Genomic DNA, 18,885 nt, shown 5'->3' on the forward strand with positions numbered 1-18,885 from the left:
ATAGCTACAACATACAAACCTTAGCTATGACAATTTCCCCAATCCCTGCTCAAGAATCCTCTGGTAGCTGGTATATCCTGCTGCAACAATTAATAGATGGCCAATCCTTGTCTCGTACTCAAGCTGCTGAATTGATGCAAGGGTGGCTCAGTGAAGCGGTTCCCCCAGAGTTATCAGGGGCTATTTTAACCGCGCTGAATTTTAAAGGCATTTCTGCCGACGAGTTGACTGGTATGGCTGAAGTATTACAATCCCAATCAAAACTGGGGACTGGGCAAGAATCTACCCAATCCCCAATCCCCCTAATTGATACCTGTGGAACTGGTGGAGATGGGTCATCAACCTTTAATATTTCTACAGCGGTTGCTTTTGTTGCAGCTGCATCTGGTGTACCTGTGGCCAAACACGGCAATCGTTCAGCTTCAAGTCTCACAGGGAGCGCAGATGTATTGGAAGCCTTGGGTGTAAACTTGAGTGCATCCAGTGAAAAAGTGCAAGCCGCATTACAAGAAGTCGGGATCACTTTCTTGTTTGCCCCTGGTTGGCATCCAGCCCTCAAGGCGGTTGCTTCATTACGGCGAACTCTCAGGGTACGAACGGTGTTTAATTTGCTTGGGCCGTTAGTAAATCCCTTGCGTCCAACTGGGCAAGTGGTGGGCTTATTTACTCCCAAACTTTTGGCAACTGTTGCCCAAGCTTTACAGAATTTGGGCAAGGAAAAGGCGATTGTGTTGCACGGGCGAGAAAAACTCGATGAGGCTGGGTTAGGAGATGAAACTGACTTGGCGGTGTTATCAGATGGAGAAGTGCAGTTAACTACCATTAATCCCCTAGATTTGGATTTAACGCCTGCTCCCATCGGTATGCTTCGGGGTGGCGATGTCCAAGAGAATGCGGAGATTCTCAAGGCGGTACTCCAAGGTAAGGGAACTCAAGCACAACAGGATGCAGTAGCTTTGAATGCGTCGTTAGCGCTGCAAGTAGCGGGTACGATCGCACTGCTAGATCACACCGAGGGGATTAAAATCGCTAAGGATATCCTACAAAGTGGGGCTGCTTGGACGAAATTGGAGCAGTTAGTTGAGTTTCTGGGGAATTGAGTTGCGATCGCAATTGCGGACGAAATTCTACGATATTACGTTTGATGGTGACATCGTAATTGCCAAAAAAGTCATGTCCTAGAAGTCCAATTTCTAGTTCCGCACCTGCGATCGCTACTGGTACTTTATTCACTATTACCCCGCCAACTGCCATCGAATTAACATAACCCACGGGAAATTCTACAGCTCTAGCACTAGCGGTATTTGCCTTCGCTTTCCCTACTGCCACTATTCCCAAAGTATTTGCCATCTCTTGGGTGATTACAGTGCCACTGGCTCCCGTATCCACAATCATCTCAAATTTATCCTGGCCATTGAAAGTAACTTCCACAATTGGCGTCCCACCAGCCCGCCTTTTAATTGGGGCTGTAAATACTGCTTGATCTGGAATCAGCATTACTGATGAAGGGAAACCTGAGTCTGCTGGTAAAGGTTTTGTGGCTACACGAGGTGAGGTAAACTTTGGTGTGGTTGCTGCCTGGGGAACGGTAACAACTATTCTCTTCTGAGGTTCGGCAATTGGTGACGGTAAAGGGCGAGCAGTAGCTTTCTGTTTGGCATATTTGATTTGGCGCTGATATTCTGTGATTTTGGATTGAGCGAAGGCAAATTCTGGGGTTTGTCGCCGGACTTTTTGCATCAGCGCGATCGCATCCTGGTATTGACTCGCCACCAATTTCCAATCATCTGAAGATTGAGCCGATTGACTGATACTCCAAGCGCCAACGGCTTTATCTAGCCCCATCTCAAAAACACTGGGTTCACTTTCAGAAGTATCTAGTGGCGGTGCTTCTGGGGTGGCTGCTGGTGTTGCTGGTTCGACGGCAGGCTGTACTGATGCCAGATCCCCAATTGGCGTGGGTTGCTCATTGCTACCAGTTGCGATGTTGCGTTTGTCTTGACTACAGGCAACACACAAAACCGCTAGAGCGCTTGAGACAAAAATTAGGGTTGCACGGGATAAAAAGGACTGAAGCATAATTAATTTTAACTGCCCAAGCTTTGCCAAATCCACTCCCGCTACTTTAATTCTCTTTTAATTTTAATTAACCATTTTAAAAACTCCCAATTGCTCAACTCATGGGATAATTAGCAATCGCAGTATTGGGTACTGGTGACTGGTGACTGGGGATTAGGTACTAGGAATTAGAGACTGGGGAAGAAGCAAGGAGTAGGGAGCAAGGGAGTAGAGTTTTACCCGCCCTGTACCTCTCCATCCAATCCCCAATCCCCAGTACCCAATCCCCAGTACCCAATCCCCGATCCCCACTCCCCACTCCCCAATTTACTATGCCCCTGTCTGACGCAATACCTGCTTTACTAGTCTTGGCAGATGGAACCACTTATCGCGGTTGGTCTTTCGGTGCAACGGGAACCGCGATCGGAGAAGTGGTGTTTAACACTGGTATGACCGGCTATCAAGAAGTCCTGACTGATCCTAGTTACTGTGGTCAAATAGTCATTTTTACTTATCCGGAATTAGGCAATACAGGTGTCAATCCTGAAGATGAAGAATCAGATGGCCCCCAAGTGCGGGGTGCGATCGCGAGGAACATTTGTCAACGACCGAGTAATTGGCGATCGACACAATCTTTACCTGACTACCTCAAACAAAACCAAATACCAGGGATCTACGGCATTGATACCCGCGCTCTCACCCGCAAAATTCGGATGTTCGGAGCTATGAACGGTGGCATTTCTACAACCATTCTCGATGAAGCGGAATTGCTAGAGCAGGTACTAGCGGCTCCCAACATGGCAGGATTAAATCTGGTTCGTGAAGTCACCACCCCAACGGCTTATGAATGGTCAGATCCCACAATTCCAGCTTGGCAATTCAATTCTGAAGCTGCGGAAAATCTTGGGGAAGCCTTTACCGTTGTTGCCCTTGACTTTGGCATAAAACGTAATATCTTGCGTCGCCTAGTAAGTTACGGTTGTCGGGTGATTGTTGTACCTGCTGATACACCACCAGAGGAAATTCTCAAATATAATCCAGATGGCGTGTTTCTTTCTAATGGGCCTGGTGACCCTGCTGCCGTCACCGAAGGGATTGCAACTGCCAAAGCCCTCCTGTTAAGTCAAAAACCCATTTTTGGTATTTGTATGGGACACCAAATTTTAGGTCATGCACTAGGGGCAGAAACCTATAAACTAAAATTTGGTCATCGTGGTTTAAATCAGCCGGCAGGCTTACAACAACGGGTAGAAATTACCAGCCAAAACCATAGTTTTGCTATTGACCCAGATTCTTTACCTACGGCAGTTGTAGAAATCAGTCACCTGAACTTAAACGATCGCACCATTGCCGGGGTACGTCACAAATCTCTACCTGTATTCTCCGTACAGTATCACCCAGAAGCCAGTCCTGGCCCCCACGATGCTGATTACTTGTTTGAGCAATTTGTCCAATCCATGCGAACAGCACGTCAAGCTGTGGCTGAGGTGAGGTAAAAATAGGAAATGGGGAATGGGGAATGGGGAATAGGGAATAGGGAATAGTTTTCCAATGCCCAATGCCCAATGCCCAATGCCCAATGCCCTATTCCAACAGATTGTAGACAATTTGCTCAAAAACCATCTATACTTGAGCGTTCACTTTAACTCATGAGGAGGGAATTATTGCTGAGCCACTAAATCTAACCGTTAGCCTGAGAGGCACTCGTGAAGTCCGGGATAACTGTCAGCTATTCCGCCTCACAGGTTTGTTAGATGCTTTTTCTGAGCCGACATTTCGCAAGACACTTGGCAGCAAGATTGACGAGGGGCCTAAGCATATTATTTTGGATCTCTCACAAATTGACTTTGTTGATAGCTCTGGCTTGGGTGCTCTGGTGCAGCTCGCCAAGCAGGCTCAAACTGCTGATGGCACTTTGCAAATCGTCACGAATGCCCGCGTAACTCAAACGGTCAAGCTTGTTCGCCTAGAGAAGTTTCTCTCCCTGCAAAAATCAGTTGAAGACGCTCTAGAAAACGTCAAGTAGTCTTGATTGCTCGACCTGAGAGTTCAATTTAGCTATCCAGATTCAACATCGGATAGCTTAATTTTTAAAACTTCTGGCAAAAACCTCTCTCCTTGTGGGAGAGGGAGAAAGCCAGTTGAGCTATTATGTTTAAAGTTGAGCAATAACTAAAGATATAAACACCCAGTTATTGGGTATGTAATCGTTGGCTAGAATATCGGATAAATAATCAAGTGTGAGAAATTTGTAAGAAATACAAAGCCAGCAGATTTTTCTATAGATAGACTTGACTTAATACTGTATAGTGAAAAATTGTCGCTTACTAAGTAAGTATGACAATACCATCGAGTAAAATGATGAATTTGATGTCAGAATTCTACCCTATCTAGGCACAGACCACAATAAATAGGCGAAATTTGGTTTATGGGCGTTGACATCAGGGTGATTTAAAATGCCAACTCTCAATCAAAAAGATGAAATTAGGTAGTAACTTTGATAGTATTGATGATGCTAAGTATACTATCACGGCATACTTCAGAAAAATCAGTCTTTGCGAAGAATGCCTGCCAAATAGAGCCAGTGAAGGAATGATTTATTTGTGAAGTCACAGGAGGAAGAGCTATTAGATGGACAAGATAAAACTCCCAAACAGAGTTTATCTTGGAATCAAGCACTCTTGGCAACCACAGCGCCATTCCAACAGATTTCCCTCTCACAAGTGCAACAAATTTCTCCTAGTGCTTTAGCATATTTGGGGGATGCAATTTATGAGTTGTATGTTAGAATTTTCTATCTGCTGCCATTGCAGCGGTCAGGAATTTACCATCGTCTGGTAGTGGAGCAGGTAAGAGCGGAAACACAAGCGCTACATTTGCGATCGCTGATTCCTCATCTCAGGGATACCGAATTAGAAATTGTCCGACGGGGTAGAAACGCCGCTACAGGACGCCCTAAGCGACTTAATCCCGAAATTTATCAACAGGCAACTAGTTTAGAAACCTTAGTTGGCTACTTATATCTCACCGATTACCAGCGTCTAACCGAACTGTTGCAAATACTTCATATAGAAAAAGAGTGAAAACTCAATTTTATAGTAGCCACAGCAGTAGATTAGGTTCAAGAAATTGAGGTAATCGAGATTGTCGACCATACGCTATATCCATAACTAAAATGCAGAATAAACCAAGAAAAGTTAATACTTCTAACGAACCAAATCGTGGACAACCCGTAAAACTTAAAGGTAAGCGTGTTGTTACTAATCCCACTCGTAATCCTCGGAAAATAGATAGCAAACCCACCTCTGTTGCTAATCCGACTCACAACCCTAGGAAAGTAGATGGCAAACCCATTTCTGTTGCTAATCCGACTCACAATCCCCGGAAAGTAGATGGCAACACCATCTCTGTTGTTAATCCGAATCGCAATCCTCGGAAAATAGATAGCAACCCTAGTTATGGCAACTCCCGACAACGAAATAACAACTTCTCCCAGGCTTCTGTATCTACAGAATCGACAGAAGATAGCGATCTCATCTACGGTCGCCATCCAGTATTGAGTGCGTTGCAAAATCAGCGCAATCTGAACCGTCTCTGGATTACTACCCGTCTGCGCTACGATCCCAGCTTTCACCATTTTCTCTTGCAAGCGAAGGAAAATGGCACAGTGATTGATGAGGTTGAACCCAAGCGTTTAGACCATCTCACCAACGGAGCTAATCACCAAGGTGTGGCAGCACAAATTGCTCCCTACGCCTACATCGAATTACCGGATCTACTAGAACAAGCCAAATCTGTAACCGATCCCGTAATTGTCGTGGCTGATGGAATTACTGATCCCCACAACTTGGGAGCAATTATTCGTACCGCCGAAGCAATAGGCGCTCAAGGATTGGTGATTCCCCAAAGAAGGGCATCTGGGATCACTTCCACTGTCATGAAAGTGGCAGCAGGTGCTTTAGAAAATTTTGCTGTAGCTAGAGTTGTCAACCTCAGCCGCGCCTTAGAAGAATTAAAAGAAGCTGGCTTTTGGATTTACGGCACCGCTGCAAGTGGGAGCGAACCCGTGCATACAGTCAATTTTACTGGCCCAATCGTTTTGGTAATCGGCTCAGAAGGCGAAGGTCTGGGTATGTTGACTCAACGCTCCTGTGATTTCTTAGTATCGATTCCTCTACAAGGTAAGACTCCCAGCCTCAATGCCTCGGTAGCAGCGGGTATGGCGCTTTATGAAATTTATCGTCAGCGATCGCAAAATACGCTGCACTTAGATAGATTACAAAAAATCTCTTTGAAAAAATAACAGTAACAGAGTATAAAGAAATGTAAAAGATAATAAAGCACCATATCGTTTAACACCCTGTAGCACGTTTATAAATCGGCAAAAACCATGAAAACCATTTGGCGTAACCTCAAGGAAGTGTTAATTAACACATTCGACTACATCGGCTTGGCTTGGTGGGTAGAGATTGTGACGCAGAATCCCCGCTGCACTTACTACTTCGGGCCATTTCTGAATTCTTCTGATGCCAAATTGTCAAGCATTGGATATATAGAAGATTTGGAGACAGAAGGAGCACAGGGAATTGTTGTGCATATCAAACGCTGTAAACCTAATACCTTAACCATCGCTGAAGACTTGGGGGAAAGATTTGACCGCAAAGTACAGCCTGCCTTTGGCGGTCAAATTTAATTTAGGCCAGAGAGTGAATAGGACGCAAAGATGTAAAGACATGGAGACACAGATCAATTCTTTGACTGCGTTACCAAGTCTTTTTCACTCACCGCGTCACCACATCTTCCCTCTCCATTTCTTCTTCGTCAATAGTTAAAATTTTTAACTAATTCTGGGGGTTTAAGTCCCCTGCTTTTTCATCGACAAGTTTTGTGGCTCTTTCTAAATCCCCGTTACAAAACTTAATTAAGTTAGCGGTAGCGTTCGCGCAGCGTCTCGTAGAGAGGAAAGAGCGTCCGTAGGAGCGTAATTACGAATTAGTAATTATTATTGACTACCAATTACCTGTGGATGTTCTTCCAGCCAATGGTCAATGTCCCTGAGCATCAGTTGGGGAACTTCCCACGGGAAAAGATGGGCAGTGTTGGGATAGCACTGCCACTGGGAATTTTGGAGGTGTTGAGCAGTTTGTAAGCTGGAATCAGATGTAATGTGGCGGTCTTGTTCACCAGCAAGTACTAAACTAGGACATTGAATTTGTTGCAAATCTAGAAGTCGATTGTATCCCGATTGAATTGCAGTATAGAGGGCACGAGTAGCAGCAGGAGAGGTTTGCAAATAAGCTGGTACTGCTTCCTTGGCGATGTAGCTGTAACTAGTAGATGTATGTTGTTGGATTAGGTAGCGGAAAAGCGATCGCTTACCAAAAGTTTCAATATTCCATTGCCAACTTGGTTTTATATAGTTTAATAAGGCAGCAACACCAGTATATAAATTATCCTGCCAAGTTATAGGTGGATGACTGCCACGGGGTTTTGCAGCTGTCGCCACCAAAATCAGCCCGGTAATCCGCTCTGGCAAACGTAATGCCAACTCCATTGCCAGAATGCCCCCAAGTGACCATCCCAATATTAGGCACTTTTCAATCTCCAAGCGGTCTAGTAGCGCTTCTAAATCGGTCAAATGGTCATTCATCTCAAAATTGCCGTTGTAGCGACTTTTGCCGTATCCACGTAAATCAGGGGCAAAAGTTTTATAGCGTTTTGATAAATGATTGGTAAAGACAGAAAGACTACGACCAGAGCCAGGATGACCGTGTAAGCCCAAAATCGGAAATCCTTGACCTTGGATGTAGACATTGAGGCGTCTAGCAGTAGTACTATGATGGCGATCGCTCATTCCTTACGATTCTCCTGTCTGTCGATACTGCCAACTGCATCGATCGCAGCCTCCAGTGCGATCGCCACATGAGTCCAATGAGTCCCCCCCTGGCAATAAACCACATACGGTTCACGCAAAGGCCCATCGGCTGATAATTCCAAAGTACTCCCTTCAATAAATGTCCCCCCAGCCATGACTACCTTGCTCTCATACCCCGGCATTTCATCTGGAATAGGGTCTAAGTAAGAACCGATGGGAGAATGCTGTTGTATTGCTTTACAGAAAGCAATTAGCTTTTCGGCAGAACCAAGTTTAATGGCCTGAATTACATCTCCACGGGGAGCCAGGGGAGCGGGATTTACTGGATAACCGAGTTTATCAAATACATAACCAGTCAGATAAGTCCCTTTCATCGCCTCTCCCACCATTTGCGGCGCTAGAAATAAGCCTTGGAACAACAGGCGATTTTGGTCAAACGTAGCACCGCCATAACTCCCGATACCAGGAGCAGTGAGGCGACAGGCAGATGCTTCTACTAAGTCGGCGCGACCGGCAACATAACCGCCAGCACTGACAATGGTTCCACCAGGATTTTTAATCAATGACCCCGCCATTAAATCAGCACCTACGCCTGTAGGTTCCTTTGTTTCAATAAATTCGCCGTAGCAGTTATCCACAAAGCAAACGGTGTTAGGGTTTTGCTGTTTGACTAAGTGAACGATTTTTTCTATATCGGCAACTGATAAACTAGGACGCCAAGAATAGCCACAAGAACGCTGAATTAACACTAAACGAGTGTTTTCAGCCACACTAGTACTTAAAGCTTGCCAATCTATAGTTCCTTCTGAGGTTAGCTCCAATTGGCGGTAATTTATGCCAAACTCGATAAGTGAGCCTTGACCTTGACCCCGTAAACCAATGACTTCTTCAAGCGTATCGTAGGGAGAACCGACCACTGCTAACATTTCATCTCCCGGACGGAGAACACCAAACAAAGCACAAGCGATCGCATGAGTTCCCGAAACGAACTGAACTCGCACCGCCGCAGCTTCAGCACCCATAACTTCGGCAAAAACTTTATCTAAAGTTTCTCGTCCTAAATCATCGTGACCATAGCCACTTACACCAGCAAAGTGGTGTGCGCCTACACGGTGATTACGAAAAGCATCCAGCACTCGTTTTAGATTATGCTTGACCTGAGCGTCAATTCCAGAAAAAATTTCTAATAGTGCCTGTTCTGCTTGCCGCAGCTGTTCTAAGCTGTTCATCAGTTCCTCGTTCAAAAAAAATTAAATTATAGATATGCGGATTTTAAGATCCCACATACTAGGCTGGAAAATTCAAATTCAGGTTACTGCATGACAATTGCTACTTCAACCAAACCTCAAATTAACTGGGTTAATACCCTGTTTTTCATTGGACTGCACATCGGCGCTTTATTTGCCTTTGTTCCTGGTAACTTTAGCTGGACGGCAGTTGGTGTGGGTTTCTTGCTGTACTGGGTAACAGGTGGTTTAGGAGTTACTCTAGGATTTCACCGCCTTGTCACCCACCGCAGTTTTCAAACTCCCAAGTGGCTAGAGTATCTCTTGGTTTTCTTCGGCACACTCTCGTGTCAAGGAGGCCCAATTGAGTGGATCGGGACACATCGCATTCATCATTTAAACTCTGATACTGACACAGATCCCCATGATTCCAATAAAGGCTTCTGGTGGAGCCACATGGGTTGGCTGACTCATTATTGCCCCGCTCACGCTGATGTTCCTCGTTTCACCAAAGACATTGCCGAAGACCCAGTTTATCAGTTTTTAGAAAAATATTTCATTTTGATCCAGGTTGCTCTGGGAGTATTACTTTTGCTTCTGGGTGGCTGGCCGTTTGTTATTTGGGGTATTTTTGTTCGCATTGTCTGGGTTTATCACTGCACTTGGTTGGTGAACAGCGCCACTCACAAATTTGGCTATCAGAGCTATGATTCTGGTGATAAATCGACTAATTGTTGGTGGGTAGCCGTACTAGTTTTCGGTGAAGGCTGGCATAATAACCATCATGCTTTTCAATACTCAGCTCGTCATGGGCTGGAATGGTGGGAAATCGATTTAACCTGGATGACAGTTCAATTGCTACAAGCAGTTGGTCTGGCTACTAATGTAAAGTTGGCTCCAACAAAAACTAGTTAGGAGCTAGGAGCTAGGAGTTTGGAGTTACGTGAGGGTGTGAATCAGGCGTTGAAATGTTTATATTGCCGTCGATTTTATCAGACAAGGAGCGTTTCTAATTCACATCAGGCGTGAGTTAAGAACCTAAACTCCTAACTCCTCACTTCTCACTCATCACTCATCACTCCTAACTCCTCACTTTTCAAAAGTTTATTTACGGGTGCGCTTGTGTCGGTTAGGTTGCTATAATCCGAAGCGCTAATATTAAGAAATTTTGCGGCGAGCCACTTTTTGAGTGACTTGGTGTAGGAGTTTGTTGTTTTTCAGGTGTTCATGACTACATCAATAATTAATAGCCAGAAACTAAGTGACGAGCCTGGTAATTCCGACTTCCGGCTCAAAGATATTGTCAAAACCCTGCCACGGGAATGTTTTCAGCAGAGCCGTCGCAAAGCTTGGACACAAGTATTGCTCAGTGTCTTGGCAGTTGCCTTGGGTTATTACAGCTTGATTATCACTCCTTGGTTTCTTTTGCCCCTAGCTTGGATTTTTACGGGCACTGCTTTAACAGGCTTTTTTGTAATTGGCCATGATTGTGGTCACAGGTCTTTTGCCAAACGTCGTTGGGTAAATGATTTGGTGGGGCACTTCTTCATGATGCCGTTAATTTACCCCTTTCACAGTTGGCGCATTAAGCATAATTATCACCATACTCATACCAACAAGCTGGATGAGGACAACGCTTGGCATCCAATCAGACCAGAAGTGTTTGAAAACTGGGATACAACCCGGCAGTCTGCTTTTAAGTTGTTCATGCGTAAACGCCTCTGGTGGGTAGGTTCCATTGGACATTGGGCTGTGGTGCATTTTGATTGGCGTAACTTCAAAACTAAAGACCAATCGAGTATCAAGCTTTCTGTGGCTGTAGTAGTTGTGTTTGCAGCGATCGCTTTCCCGCTTCTGATCGCTACAACTGGTATCTGGGGATTTGTCAAGTTCTGGCTAGTGCCCTGGATGATTTACCATTTTTGGATGAGTACTTTTACTATTGTTCACCACACTGCCGCAGATGTTCCTTTTGCGACAGCGAACAAGTGGAACGAAGCTCTAGCACAACTATCTGGCACTATTCATTGCGATTATCCCCGTTGGGTAGAAGTCTTGTGTCACGATATCAATGTTCATGTCCCTCATCATATTTCCACAGCTATTCCTTCTTATAATTTGCGGTTAGCTTACAGCAGCATCAAAGAGAATTGGCAGCCTTATCTCCATGATGAGTGTCAGTTTTCTTGGCCTTTAATGAAGCAGATTACAGACCAGTGTCAACTGTACACAACTGATGTTGGTTATAAGACTTTTGACGAGCATTATACAGAGCAATAAATAGCGCTGTGATTACACTCACGCTCTTGAACCAACGAGAGCGTTTATCATGCTGTGTTTAAATAGAATCTGGCAATTGTTTAATGACTAAAATTGTTAGGTAAATTGCCAGAAATTATCCTCTTTTGTGTTAGCGATCGCTAGTTTCGTGGGCATCCTAGAGGTGAGATTATTTTGTCTCAAATCAAGTTCCGATTTATATCTAACAAAAGAATCCAGTGCCATTAGATACCATCACATTCAATAATCCTCCTGGCGGTGAAACGTTTGAGGATGCAACTAAATTGCCTTTTACACTTGGGGATTTAAAAGCTGCAATCCCTGCTGAATGCTTTCAGCCCAATGTGACAAAATCACTTTTTTACTTCTTTCGTGACATCCTGATTATTGGTCTGCTTTATGCAGTTGCTTCTTACCTGGATTCTTGGCTTTTCTTCCCGATTTTCTGGCTAATGCAAGGAACGATGTTTTGGGCTTTGTTTGTAGTCGGACATGACTGCGGACATCAATCTTTTTCTAAGCATAAATGGCTCAATGATTTGATTGGACATCTTTCTCACACACCAATACTTGTTCCTTATCATGGTTGGCGGATTAGTCACAGAACTCATCACAAAAATACTGGCAATATCGATAACGATGAAAGCTGGTATCCTGTGACCGAATCACAATATAAGGAGATGCCTTTAGCCCAAAAGATCGGCAGATATTATGTTTTTCTTTTGGCTTATCCTGTGTATTTGTTTAAGCGTTCTCCTAATAAGGAAGGCTCCCACTTTTTGCCCAGTAGTTCTCTTTTCAAACCATCGGAAAAATGGGATGTCCTCACTAGTACTGTACTTTTGATTGGCATGATAGGTTTGCTCGGTTTCCTCACCTACCAATGGGGTTGGATGTGGTTGCTGAAATATTATGCTGTACCCTACCTTGTGTTTATAATTTGGCTAGATTTGGTGACATTTTTGCATCATACTGAGCCAGATATTCCCTGGTATCGTGGAGAAGATTGGACTTTCCTGAAAGGCGCGATTTCTAGTATTGACCGTGATTATGGTTTGGTTAATCATATCCATCACGATATTGGTACTCATGTTGCTCACCACATATTCCTTAACATCCCTCACTACAATTTGCTGAAGGCAACTGAGGCAATAAAACCAGTGATGGGTGAGTATTTCCACAAATCGGAAGAACCCATTTGGAAGTCATTATGGAATTCATGTGTCAGCTGCCATTTTGTACCTGATACTGGTAGTAAGGTTTACTACACATCTAACAACAAGTTAGCTAAAGACTAAGATTTAGAATCCCGACTTCTTTAAAGAAGTCGGGATTCTGGTATTTTCGTCAGTGCTGATCACATTAAAGATTACCTAAATACCTGAGTACAACGTGAACTACCCACACTGACAAAAAGATTTATTTTCTCCAGACTCTTGCTGTCTTGGTGGGTAAAGATTAACATATTTGTGGACAGAGGCAACATCTCGTTAAACCATCCCTGGGAAAAGTGACAAACTCTTGGGCTGTCTACTTTGAATTTTATTGAGCGCCAGTTAAGTTTATCTGCATGTAGTGACTTAAGACCATTACCTACTGGGTTTGTAAATCAGCACAGACTATACTATAGAGAATTTACCCAAAAATTTTTCTAGCTTTAAAATCAGAGGTATCAATGATTATAACTAATTTTAGCAAACAAAGAAATGAATTTAAGGAATCTAAAGTACTCAAAGCTAAACCCCATTGGCAAGGGCAGAATTTGAGCGATACTGCTGTCAAAGGTAAAGATACCAAGATGCGAGATCCTGCAACTGATAGTTCGATTTTTAATAGTTTAAATCGTGGTCGAGTTGCTATTTTTATTGATGGTTTAAGTCTGTTTCATACAGCTTTGCAACTGGGCATAGAAATTGACTATGTTAAATTGCTTTGTCATTTAACCAACGGTTCAAGACTATTGCGTGCTTTCTTCTATACTGGGGTTGATCTCAGCAATGAAAAGCAACAGGGCTTTTTGTTGTGGATGCGTCGTAATGGCTATCGTGTAGTGGCAAAAGAGCTTGTCCTGGCAGCAGAGAATTTCAAAAAATCAAATCTGAATGTAGAAATTGCTGTAGATATGATAACTTTAGCTCCTTATTATGATACTGCGGTTTTAGTCAGTGGGGATGGAGATTTAGCTTATGCTGTAAACGCTGTCAGCAGAATGGGTGTTCGAGTGGAAGTGGTGAGTCTACAAACAACGACTAGTGAAAGTTTGATTGATGTTGCTGACTGCTTTATTGACCTCGATAGTATTAAAACACACATTCAAAAAGATTCTAATCTTGGCTATAGTTATCGAACAGCGTCAAATTCAAACCTTTAATTAATAAAGAAGATGTAGTGATACAAAGACGCATTCAAAGAAGATGCGTCTTTGTGTCTTCTTCAGTCTTTCCATTTTGCTCAACCTTAATTTAAATGGATATTTTAATAGTTGAAGATGAACCAGAAATTGCTCATTTAATCGAACTCTCTTTACAAAAAGAAGGATTTTTTTGTCGCACTAGCCGCGATGGTCTGAATGCTTTGCAGATGTTTCAGGAGCAACCACCTGATTTAATCATTCTAGATTTAATGATTCCGGGTTTGGATGGGTTGGAAGTTTGTGCCAGAATTCGCCAGAAACCAGGTGCAAAAGATCCTTACATTTTGATGCTCACAGCTAAGGGTGAAGAAATCGATCGCGTCATTGGTTTGTCTACTGGTGCTGATGATTACATGGTAAAACCCTTTAGCCCCAGAGAATTGGTAGCTAGAGTGCGGGCACTATTACGGCGTAGCCTCCGCCAAGGAGGACAACATCAAATCAATCGTACCCAACATTTTATTGTCGATGTAGACCAGCGCACTGCCAGTCGCCAGATGAATTCTCAGGAAGTTGAAATTTTGGACTTAACTACCCTAGAATTTAACTTGCTAACTACCTTTGTCAGCAATCCTGGTCGAGTTTGGAATCGCACCCAACTAATTGATAAACTTTGGGGAGATAACTTTTTTGGCGATGAACGAGTGGTGGATACTCATGTAGCTCGGTTGCGAAAAAAGATTGAACCTGATCCGGCAAATCCCACTTTTATTAAAACTGTTGTTGGGGTGGGCTATAAATTTGAAGATCCTCTGGTGGCGTAAATCTTATGAAGATGGGGCTGCGAGGACGCCTATTTTTCTCCCACTTAGTAGTAATGATCGTGGGAGTAGCGAGTCTGGTGAGCATCAGCAAAATCTCTTCCCCCCACTTGTTTGTCTTGCATTTGGAACGATTAGAAAACCGGGGGTTCGACTTAATCAATATCCGCACTGAATTGGTTACAGGATTTGAATTTGCTTGGCAACGAAGCACTATTTGGTCAGTCTTAGTGGGCACAACCGCCGCCGGAGGATTGAGTTTCTGGGTATCCAGACGGATTATGCAGCGGTTGACTGAGATGGAACAAATCACCCAAAAATTTGCTGCTGGTCAGATGGATGCACGACTACCTGTATCTGACATTCCTGAACTCAGTGGACTGAGTGCTAGTTTCAACCGGATGGCAGCCAGTTTAGAAGGGGTTGAAGCGCGGCGGCGAGAAGTGATTGGAGATATGACCCATGAATTACGAACACCGTTAACCGTGGTGCGCGGTTACTTGGAAGAACTGGCTGATGGGGAAATTGAGGCGTCTCCTGAAATCTATCGGCGTTTAGCTAAAGAAACTAGGCGCTTAGAACGGTTAGTGAACGATTTACAAGAACTATCTAAGGCAGAAGCGGGTTATCTGCCAATTAATATCCAACGGGTAAATCTGCGTCCGTTGTTAGAGTCATTAGTGGAGAAATTTACCGACCAACTGCTAGAAGATGGGCCAGTTCTGCTCTTAAAATGTCCATCTATCCTACCTTCTGTATTGGCAGATGTTGACCGTACAGAACAGGTGTTGGTTAATCTGCTAGGTAATGCAGTACGTTACACTAACGAAGGTTCGATTACCATTAGTGTTGGGACTGAAGCATCTCAACTCTGGATTGCGGTTGTGGATACAGGTATTGGTATTGCTCCAGAAAATTTGCTTCATGTGTTTGAACGCTTCTGGCGAGCCGACCAATCGCGCGATCGCCATTCGGGAGGTACTGGTATTGGTTTAACTATTTCCCGTCGTTTGATTGAACTACAAGGCGGTCAAATTCAGGTTGAAAGCGAATTGGGAGTTGGTAGTACGTTTCGGTTTTTTCTACCTTTGGCTTGAGTGAGGGTGAAGAAGGCAGAAGGCAGGAGGCAGAAGGCAGGAGGCAGGAGGTAGGAGGCAGAAGGCAGGAGGCAGGAGGTAGGAGGCAGAAGGCAGGAGGTAGGAGGCAGAAGGCAGGAGGTAGGAGGCAGGAGGTAGGGGTTGAAATTTATCTGTTGTCTCTCAAACCCATTTAATTCCAAGCCACCAAATTAGAAATTTTGCTGCTCTTGACTTAAAGCCTTGAGATACAAGGGATTGACATAAGGTAGTCATGGCTGTGTCATAGCCAATTGCTAATTTGAAACTATCCAAAATCTTGGTTTGTTGATGAATGCCGAGATTTTGGAAGTGCATAGAGTGTAATAATTATGTCTACTTTTGTCCTGGCTGCTTTTTTGGTTAGTTTACTCAGTGCTTCAGGTTACGCTGCGATCGCCTACTTGTTCCCTCAAAATCGCTCATTAAAATAATTCGTAATTCGTAGTTAAGAATTGAATTACGAACTTGTACTGAGCGTAGCCGTTGGCGCAGCCTCTCGTAGAGAAGTATTAGTAATTAGTTAATCTCTTTTCTCAATAATTCTGGAATCTGAGAAGGGCGTTCAGCTACCGGAACTTCCGCTTCTTTGAAAGCAGCTAATTTACTTTGGGCTGTGCCAAAATTAGGATCGCGTCCGATAACCGTTGCTAAAGTCCCAGTTTGACGCCAAGTTTTTCCTGGTGGTGCTTGTCGGCCGGCAATGTAGGCAATTACTGGTTTATCAATTGCTTCAGTAATGTATCGGGCTGCTGCTTCTTCACTACCACCACCAGGTTGACCGACTAAAACGATCGCCTGTGTGGTTTCATCCTCATCGAGAATTTGCAGCCATTGCAGAAATGAGGAACCAACGATCGCATCACTACCAATACTGACACTAATCGATTGTCCTAAACCTGCTTTTGTTAATTCGTAGGCGATCTCGTAAGTAAGAGTACTGCTACGACTAACGATCCCCACAGAACCAGGGGTATAAAATTCACTAGGTTGAGTCCCTAAGAGAATTTTTCCCGGTACAATGATCCCCGGACTATTTGGCCCGATTACCAAAGTTTCACAGGCTTCGGCTTTGCGGAGTAATTGCACCATATCTAAAGGCGGCACGCCAGCGGTGATAATAATGATCTGGCGAATATTAGATGCGATCGCTTCTAATGCCGCATCTAAGACATCGTAAGGATCTACACAAATAATCGTCGTGTCAATTGCCCCAAATTGTTCTATTACTTCCTCTACTAAATCAAATACTGGCAGTCCATGCAATTCCTGTCCGCCGCATCCAGGATTGACACCAGCTACTAAATTTGTGCCATAAGCTTTCATTTGAGCAACATGAGTGCTTGATATAAATTCACAAAAGCCTTGAATTAAGACTTTACTTTCTGGCGTTAGGTTCATAAAAAATTACCGTAATTTTGGCTACCCAGGGCCTAAAAGCACTGGGCATAGAAACGACACTTTTACATTGTCGTATTGATTCAATTTTTACTGAAATTCCAAAAACTATTCTTGAGGTTGAGTATTCCAAAAGTGGTAAAATCCGCCTCTAGCTAGGAATATTCAGTTTGAATGTACTATATAATTTAATCCCAGGAAGCAAAGCTGTACTTGGTTTCAGCATCAAATTCAAAAATTTATGCCCTGCGGTAAAAATTATTAATTTTTGATTTTTGAATTGGAAAAAAATGACAGTTACTACTTCTTATTAACCGTTGGTTTAGCAAGAAGAACCGCTGCCGCTACTGCCTCATCTAAATTTTCTACCACGAGGAGCGCATCAGTGTGGGTTTTTAGTGTTGCTAAATATTTTCTAGCAGCCTTAAATTCAGAACCAGCAAGACGGACAAGCAAGGGTGTAAAATTTCGCTCTCGGCTATTTTTACTGCCATTAGAATGTACAACCTGTGATTGAAGTTCGCTATTTTCCTGCTGGACAAATCTGGCTATAACTTCAGTCACTTCCTCAATTTGAGGAATGCTACCCAGAAAGTTAATTAGTATTACTTGAATACTTTTGTCAGCCTCCAGGATTTTCAGACTTGTCTCCAAGCGATCGCGGAAGGTAGTTGGTCTAGTATCTGTGAGGAAAGCATGACGTAGATTCAAACAAACACCTGGATTGCCACCAGCATTAGCGACTAAATCTAAAGTTGCCATCACTGAACCAGTACCATTACCTAAAATACCGATTTTTCCGTGCATCTTTACACCATTCCAGTTGCCTAAAATACTGTTGATTTCAGTACTGCTATGACGACTGATAATTTTTGCCGCCATCTCGGCGAGATCGGGATGACGCTTGATCGCTCGTTCGTTGACCCTGACTTTACCATTAAGAGCCATAACTTGACTAGTAGCGCTGACTGCCAAGGGATTAATTTCGACTAAATCCAGGTCTTTTTGGATAAATAACTGGTACATCTTCTCCACAACGCTGCTTACCGACTGCATCAGCGTTCCTTGCAAACCCATTTTTAAAGCCAATCGTCGGGCATAAAATGGCGAGAATTCTTGTTCTACGACAACATGGTGCATTCTTTCCCCAGCAGATTCCCAATCGATGTCTGCTTCTTTGCAACCTAAAAGTACTGGTCGGCAGACAGCGGTATCTAAAACTACTGCGAGATAAAATTCCTGGTTGGCGTCGTATTTAGACTCTGCCAGCACAACTTCCGGCAATTCGCCCCATATTGGTAAACTAAAGATATTTTGAGCAGCTGCGATCGCATCGATAGTCGTTTGGGCAAACCTGACTCCACCTGCTTTTGCCCGTTCCGCGCCATGTACTTGAGATTTCAGTACAATTGGAAAGCGAATTTTTAAACGTTTCAAATCTGTAGGATGATCAATTCGTTGGGAAGGCAATACTGGAATGCCTATCTTCCCAAACCATTCTTTAACTTGATACTCTAATAAATCCATTGATACACCTTAGTATTGACACTTTCCAAGCTTTTGCTTATTGCTGTCTTAATATTTTGCAGCACCTTTATTACATAATTAAGCTTTTGGCAGCTATAAAAACTTATTTTTCACGGATCAACTTTATCGAATTCAGCAAAAGAGGTACATTAATTTCGATACCCAACCTGTTTGTACCAGAGCCACAACACTTAATTAATCTCTTCAGTAAGTTTCCCAGCATAGAAGATAA

The 18,885-nt window shown here is 43.5% G+C and carries 19 protein-coding genes; 12 read left to right on the forward strand and 7 right to left on the reverse strand.

Annotation, left to right across the window (positions count from 1 at the left end):
* The first annotated feature begins 26 nt into the window (after positions 1–26).
* The gene (trpD, locus tag HUN01_RS29355) at positions 27–1,100 is read left to right on the forward strand and encodes an anthranilate phosphoribosyltransferase (protein WP_181929122.1); all 1,074 of its coding nucleotides are present in this window, start codon (positions 27–29) and stop codon (positions 1,098–1,100) included.
* Here trpD and HUN01_RS29360 read toward each other — a convergent pair.
* Positions 1,030–2,079: a retropepsin-like aspartic protease family protein gene (locus HUN01_RS29360; protein WP_181929123.1), complete on the reverse strand. Its 1,050-nt coding sequence runs from the start codon at positions 2,077–2,079 to the stop codon at positions 1,030–1,032. The genes trpD and HUN01_RS29360 overlap by 71 nt on opposite strands.
* A gap of 311 nt (positions 2,080–2,390) precedes the next feature.
* On the opposite strand from HUN01_RS29360, the gene carA reads away from it, so the two are divergent.
* The 5 genes from carA (at position 2,391) to HUN01_RS29385 (ending at position 6,751) form a co-directional block, all read left to right on the forward strand.
* Positions 2,391–3,554, forward strand: coding sequence for a glutamine-hydrolyzing carbamoyl-phosphate synthase small subunit (gene carA, locus HUN01_RS29365; protein ID WP_181929124.1), 1,164 nt, complete (start codon positions 2,391–2,393; stop codon positions 3,552–3,554).
* 164 nt (positions 3,555–3,718) lie between these two features.
* Positions 3,719–4,084 (forward strand): STAS domain-containing protein, encoded by a 366-nt coding sequence (locus HUN01_RS29370; protein ID WP_084227153.1) that lies wholly within the window; start codon positions 3,719–3,721, stop codon positions 4,082–4,084.
* 577 nt (positions 4,085–4,661) lie between these two features.
* Positions 4,662–5,141: a Mini-ribonuclease 3 gene (locus tag HUN01_RS29375; protein ID WP_069071246.1), complete on the forward strand. Its 480-nt coding sequence runs from the start codon at positions 4,662–4,664 to the stop codon at positions 5,139–5,141.
* A gap of 92 nt (positions 5,142–5,233) precedes the next feature.
* Positions 5,234–6,361, forward strand: coding sequence for a 23S rRNA (guanosine(2251)-2'-O)-methyltransferase RlmB (rlmB, locus tag HUN01_RS29380; RefSeq protein WP_238845717.1), 1,128 nt, complete (start codon positions 5,234–5,236; stop codon positions 6,359–6,361).
* An 87-nt stretch (positions 6,362–6,448) separates the two neighbouring features.
* Entirely contained in the window at positions 6,449–6,751 is a 303-nt protein-coding gene (locus HUN01_RS29385) for a DUF1816 domain-containing protein (RefSeq protein WP_181929125.1), read from the forward strand.
* A gap of 309 nt (positions 6,752–7,060) precedes the next feature.
* Here HUN01_RS29385 and HUN01_RS29390 read toward each other — a convergent pair whose 3' ends face one another.
* Positions 7,061–7,912: an alpha/beta fold hydrolase gene (locus HUN01_RS29390; RefSeq protein WP_181929126.1), complete on the reverse strand. Its 852-nt coding sequence runs from the start codon at positions 7,910–7,912 to the stop codon at positions 7,061–7,063.
* On the reverse strand, positions 7,909–9,162 hold the full coding sequence (locus HUN01_RS29395) for a methionine gamma-lyase family protein (protein ID WP_181929127.1): 1,254 nt from the start codon (positions 9,160–9,162) through the stop codon (positions 7,909–7,911). The genes HUN01_RS29390 and HUN01_RS29395 overlap by 4 nt, the downstream gene beginning before the upstream one ends.
* A gap of 90 nt (positions 9,163–9,252) precedes the next feature.
* Here HUN01_RS29395 and HUN01_RS29400 point away from each other — a divergent pair, with 90 nt between their 5' ends.
* Positions 9,253–10,074 (forward strand): acyl-CoA desaturase, encoded by an 822-nt coding sequence (locus tag HUN01_RS29400; protein WP_181929128.1) that lies wholly within the window; start codon positions 9,253–9,255, stop codon positions 10,072–10,074.
* Positions 10,075–10,386: 312 nt separating this feature from the next.
* On the forward strand, positions 10,387–11,439 hold the full coding sequence (locus tag HUN01_RS29405) for a fatty acid desaturase (RefSeq protein ID WP_181929129.1): 1,053 nt from the start codon (positions 10,387–10,389) through the stop codon (positions 11,437–11,439).
* Positions 11,440–11,535: 96 nt separating this feature from the next.
* On the opposite strand, the gene HUN01_RS36265 is transcribed toward HUN01_RS29405, so the two are convergent.
* Positions 11,536–11,664, reverse strand: a complete 129-nt coding sequence (locus HUN01_RS36265) for a hypothetical protein (protein ID WP_257798020.1) — start codon at positions 11,662–11,664, stop codon at positions 11,536–11,538.
* Between HUN01_RS36265 and HUN01_RS29410 the strand changes: the two genes are divergently transcribed.
* The 4 genes from HUN01_RS29410 to HUN01_RS29425 all read left to right on the forward strand — a co-directional run bounded on the left by HUN01_RS29410 (position 11,658) and on the right by HUN01_RS29425 (position 15,710).
* On the forward strand, positions 11,658–12,737 hold the full coding sequence (locus HUN01_RS29410; RefSeq protein ID WP_181929130.1) for a fatty acid desaturase: 1,080 nt from the start codon (positions 11,658–11,660) through the stop codon (positions 12,735–12,737). The two genes, HUN01_RS36265 and HUN01_RS29410, sit on opposite strands and share 7 nt — an antisense overlap.
* Before the next feature lie 377 nt (positions 12,738–13,114).
* On the forward strand, positions 13,115–13,810 hold the full coding sequence (locus HUN01_RS29415) for a LabA-like NYN domain-containing protein (protein ID WP_181929131.1): 696 nt from the start codon (positions 13,115–13,117) through the stop codon (positions 13,808–13,810).
* Positions 13,811–13,905: 95 nt separating this feature from the next.
* A complete protein-coding gene (locus HUN01_RS29420) occupies positions 13,906–14,616 on the forward strand; it encodes a response regulator transcription factor (RefSeq protein WP_181929132.1) in 711 nt (236 codons plus the stop codon).
* Between the two features lie 5 nt (positions 14,617–14,621).
* Complete coding sequence (locus tag HUN01_RS29425; protein ID WP_181929133.1) at positions 14,622–15,710, forward strand: sensor histidine kinase; 1,089 nt, start codon at positions 14,622–14,624, stop codon at positions 15,708–15,710.
* 162 nt (positions 15,711–15,872) lie between these two features.
* Here the strand turns inward: HUN01_RS29425 and HUN01_RS29430 are convergent, their stop codons facing one another.
* The 3 genes from HUN01_RS29430 to HUN01_RS29440 all read right to left on the reverse strand — a co-directional run bounded on the left by HUN01_RS29430 (position 15,873) and on the right by HUN01_RS29440 (position 18,653).
* Entirely contained in the window at positions 15,873–16,046 is a 174-nt protein-coding gene (locus HUN01_RS29430) for a hypothetical protein (RefSeq protein ID WP_181929134.1), read from the reverse strand.
* Positions 16,047–16,247: 201 nt separating this feature from the next.
* A complete protein-coding gene (locus HUN01_RS29435; protein ID WP_181929135.1) occupies positions 16,248–17,129 on the reverse strand; it encodes a succinate--CoA ligase subunit alpha in 882 nt (293 codons plus the stop codon).
* A 297-nt stretch (positions 17,130–17,426) separates the two neighbouring features.
* On the reverse strand, positions 17,427–18,653 hold the full coding sequence (locus HUN01_RS29440; RefSeq protein ID WP_181929136.1) for a succinate--CoA ligase subunit beta: 1,227 nt from the start codon (positions 18,651–18,653) through the stop codon (positions 17,427–17,429).
* Positions 18,654–18,885 lie beyond the last annotated feature (232 nt).

Source organism: Nostoc edaphicum CCNP1411, from assembly GCF_014023275.1.
GTDB classification, from domain to species: domain Bacteria; phylum Cyanobacteriota; class Cyanobacteriia; order Cyanobacteriales; family Nostocaceae; genus Nostoc; species Nostoc edaphicum_A.

Coding starts and splice junctions, on each gene's coding strand:
- trpD (WP_181929122.1), top strand. CDS start 27: ATGACAATTTCCCCAATCCCTGCTCAAGAATCCTCTGGTAGCTGGTAT.
- HUN01_RS29360 (WP_181929123.1), bottom strand. CDS start 2,079: ATGCTTCAGTCCTTTTTATCCCGTGCAACCCTAATTTTTGTCTCAAGC.
- carA (WP_181929124.1), top strand. CDS start 2,391: ATGCCCCTGTCTGACGCAATACCTGCTTTACTAGTCTTGGCAGATGGA.
- rlmB (WP_238845717.1), top strand. CDS start 5,234: ATGCAGAATAAACCAAGAAAAGTTAATACTTCTAACGAACCAAATCGT.
- HUN01_RS29385 (WP_181929125.1), top strand. CDS start 6,449: ATGAAAACCATTTGGCGTAACCTCAAGGAAGTGTTAATTAACACATTC.
- HUN01_RS29390 (WP_181929126.1), bottom strand. CDS start 7,912: ATGAGCGATCGCCATCATAGTACTACTGCTAGACGCCTCAATGTCTAC.
- HUN01_RS29395 (WP_181929127.1), bottom strand. CDS start 9,162: ATGAACAGCTTAGAACAGCTGCGGCAAGCAGAACAGGCACTATTAGAA.
- HUN01_RS29400 (WP_181929128.1), top strand. CDS start 9,253: ATGACAATTGCTACTTCAACCAAACCTCAAATTAACTGGGTTAATACC.
- HUN01_RS29405 (WP_181929129.1), top strand. CDS start 10,387: ATGACTACATCAATAATTAATAGCCAGAAACTAAGTGACGAGCCTGGT.
- HUN01_RS36265 (WP_257798020.1), bottom strand. CDS start 11,664: ATGGCACTGGATTCTTTTGTTAGATATAAATCGGAACTTGATTTGAGA.
- HUN01_RS29415 (WP_181929131.1), top strand. CDS start 13,115: ATGATTATAACTAATTTTAGCAAACAAAGAAATGAATTTAAGGAATCT.
- HUN01_RS29420 (WP_181929132.1), top strand. CDS start 13,906: ATGGATATTTTAATAGTTGAAGATGAACCAGAAATTGCTCATTTAATC.
- HUN01_RS29425 (WP_181929133.1), top strand. CDS start 14,622: ATGAAGATGGGGCTGCGAGGACGCCTATTTTTCTCCCACTTAGTAGTA.
- HUN01_RS29430 (WP_181929134.1), bottom strand. CDS start 16,046: ATGCACTTCCAAAATCTCGGCATTCATCAACAAACCAAGATTTTGGAT.
- HUN01_RS29435 (WP_181929135.1), bottom strand. CDS start 17,129: ATGAACCTAACGCCAGAAAGTAAAGTCTTAATTCAAGGCTTTTGTGAA.
- HUN01_RS29440 (WP_181929136.1), bottom strand. CDS start 18,653: ATGGATTTATTAGAGTATCAAGTTAAAGAATGGTTTGGGAAGATAGGC.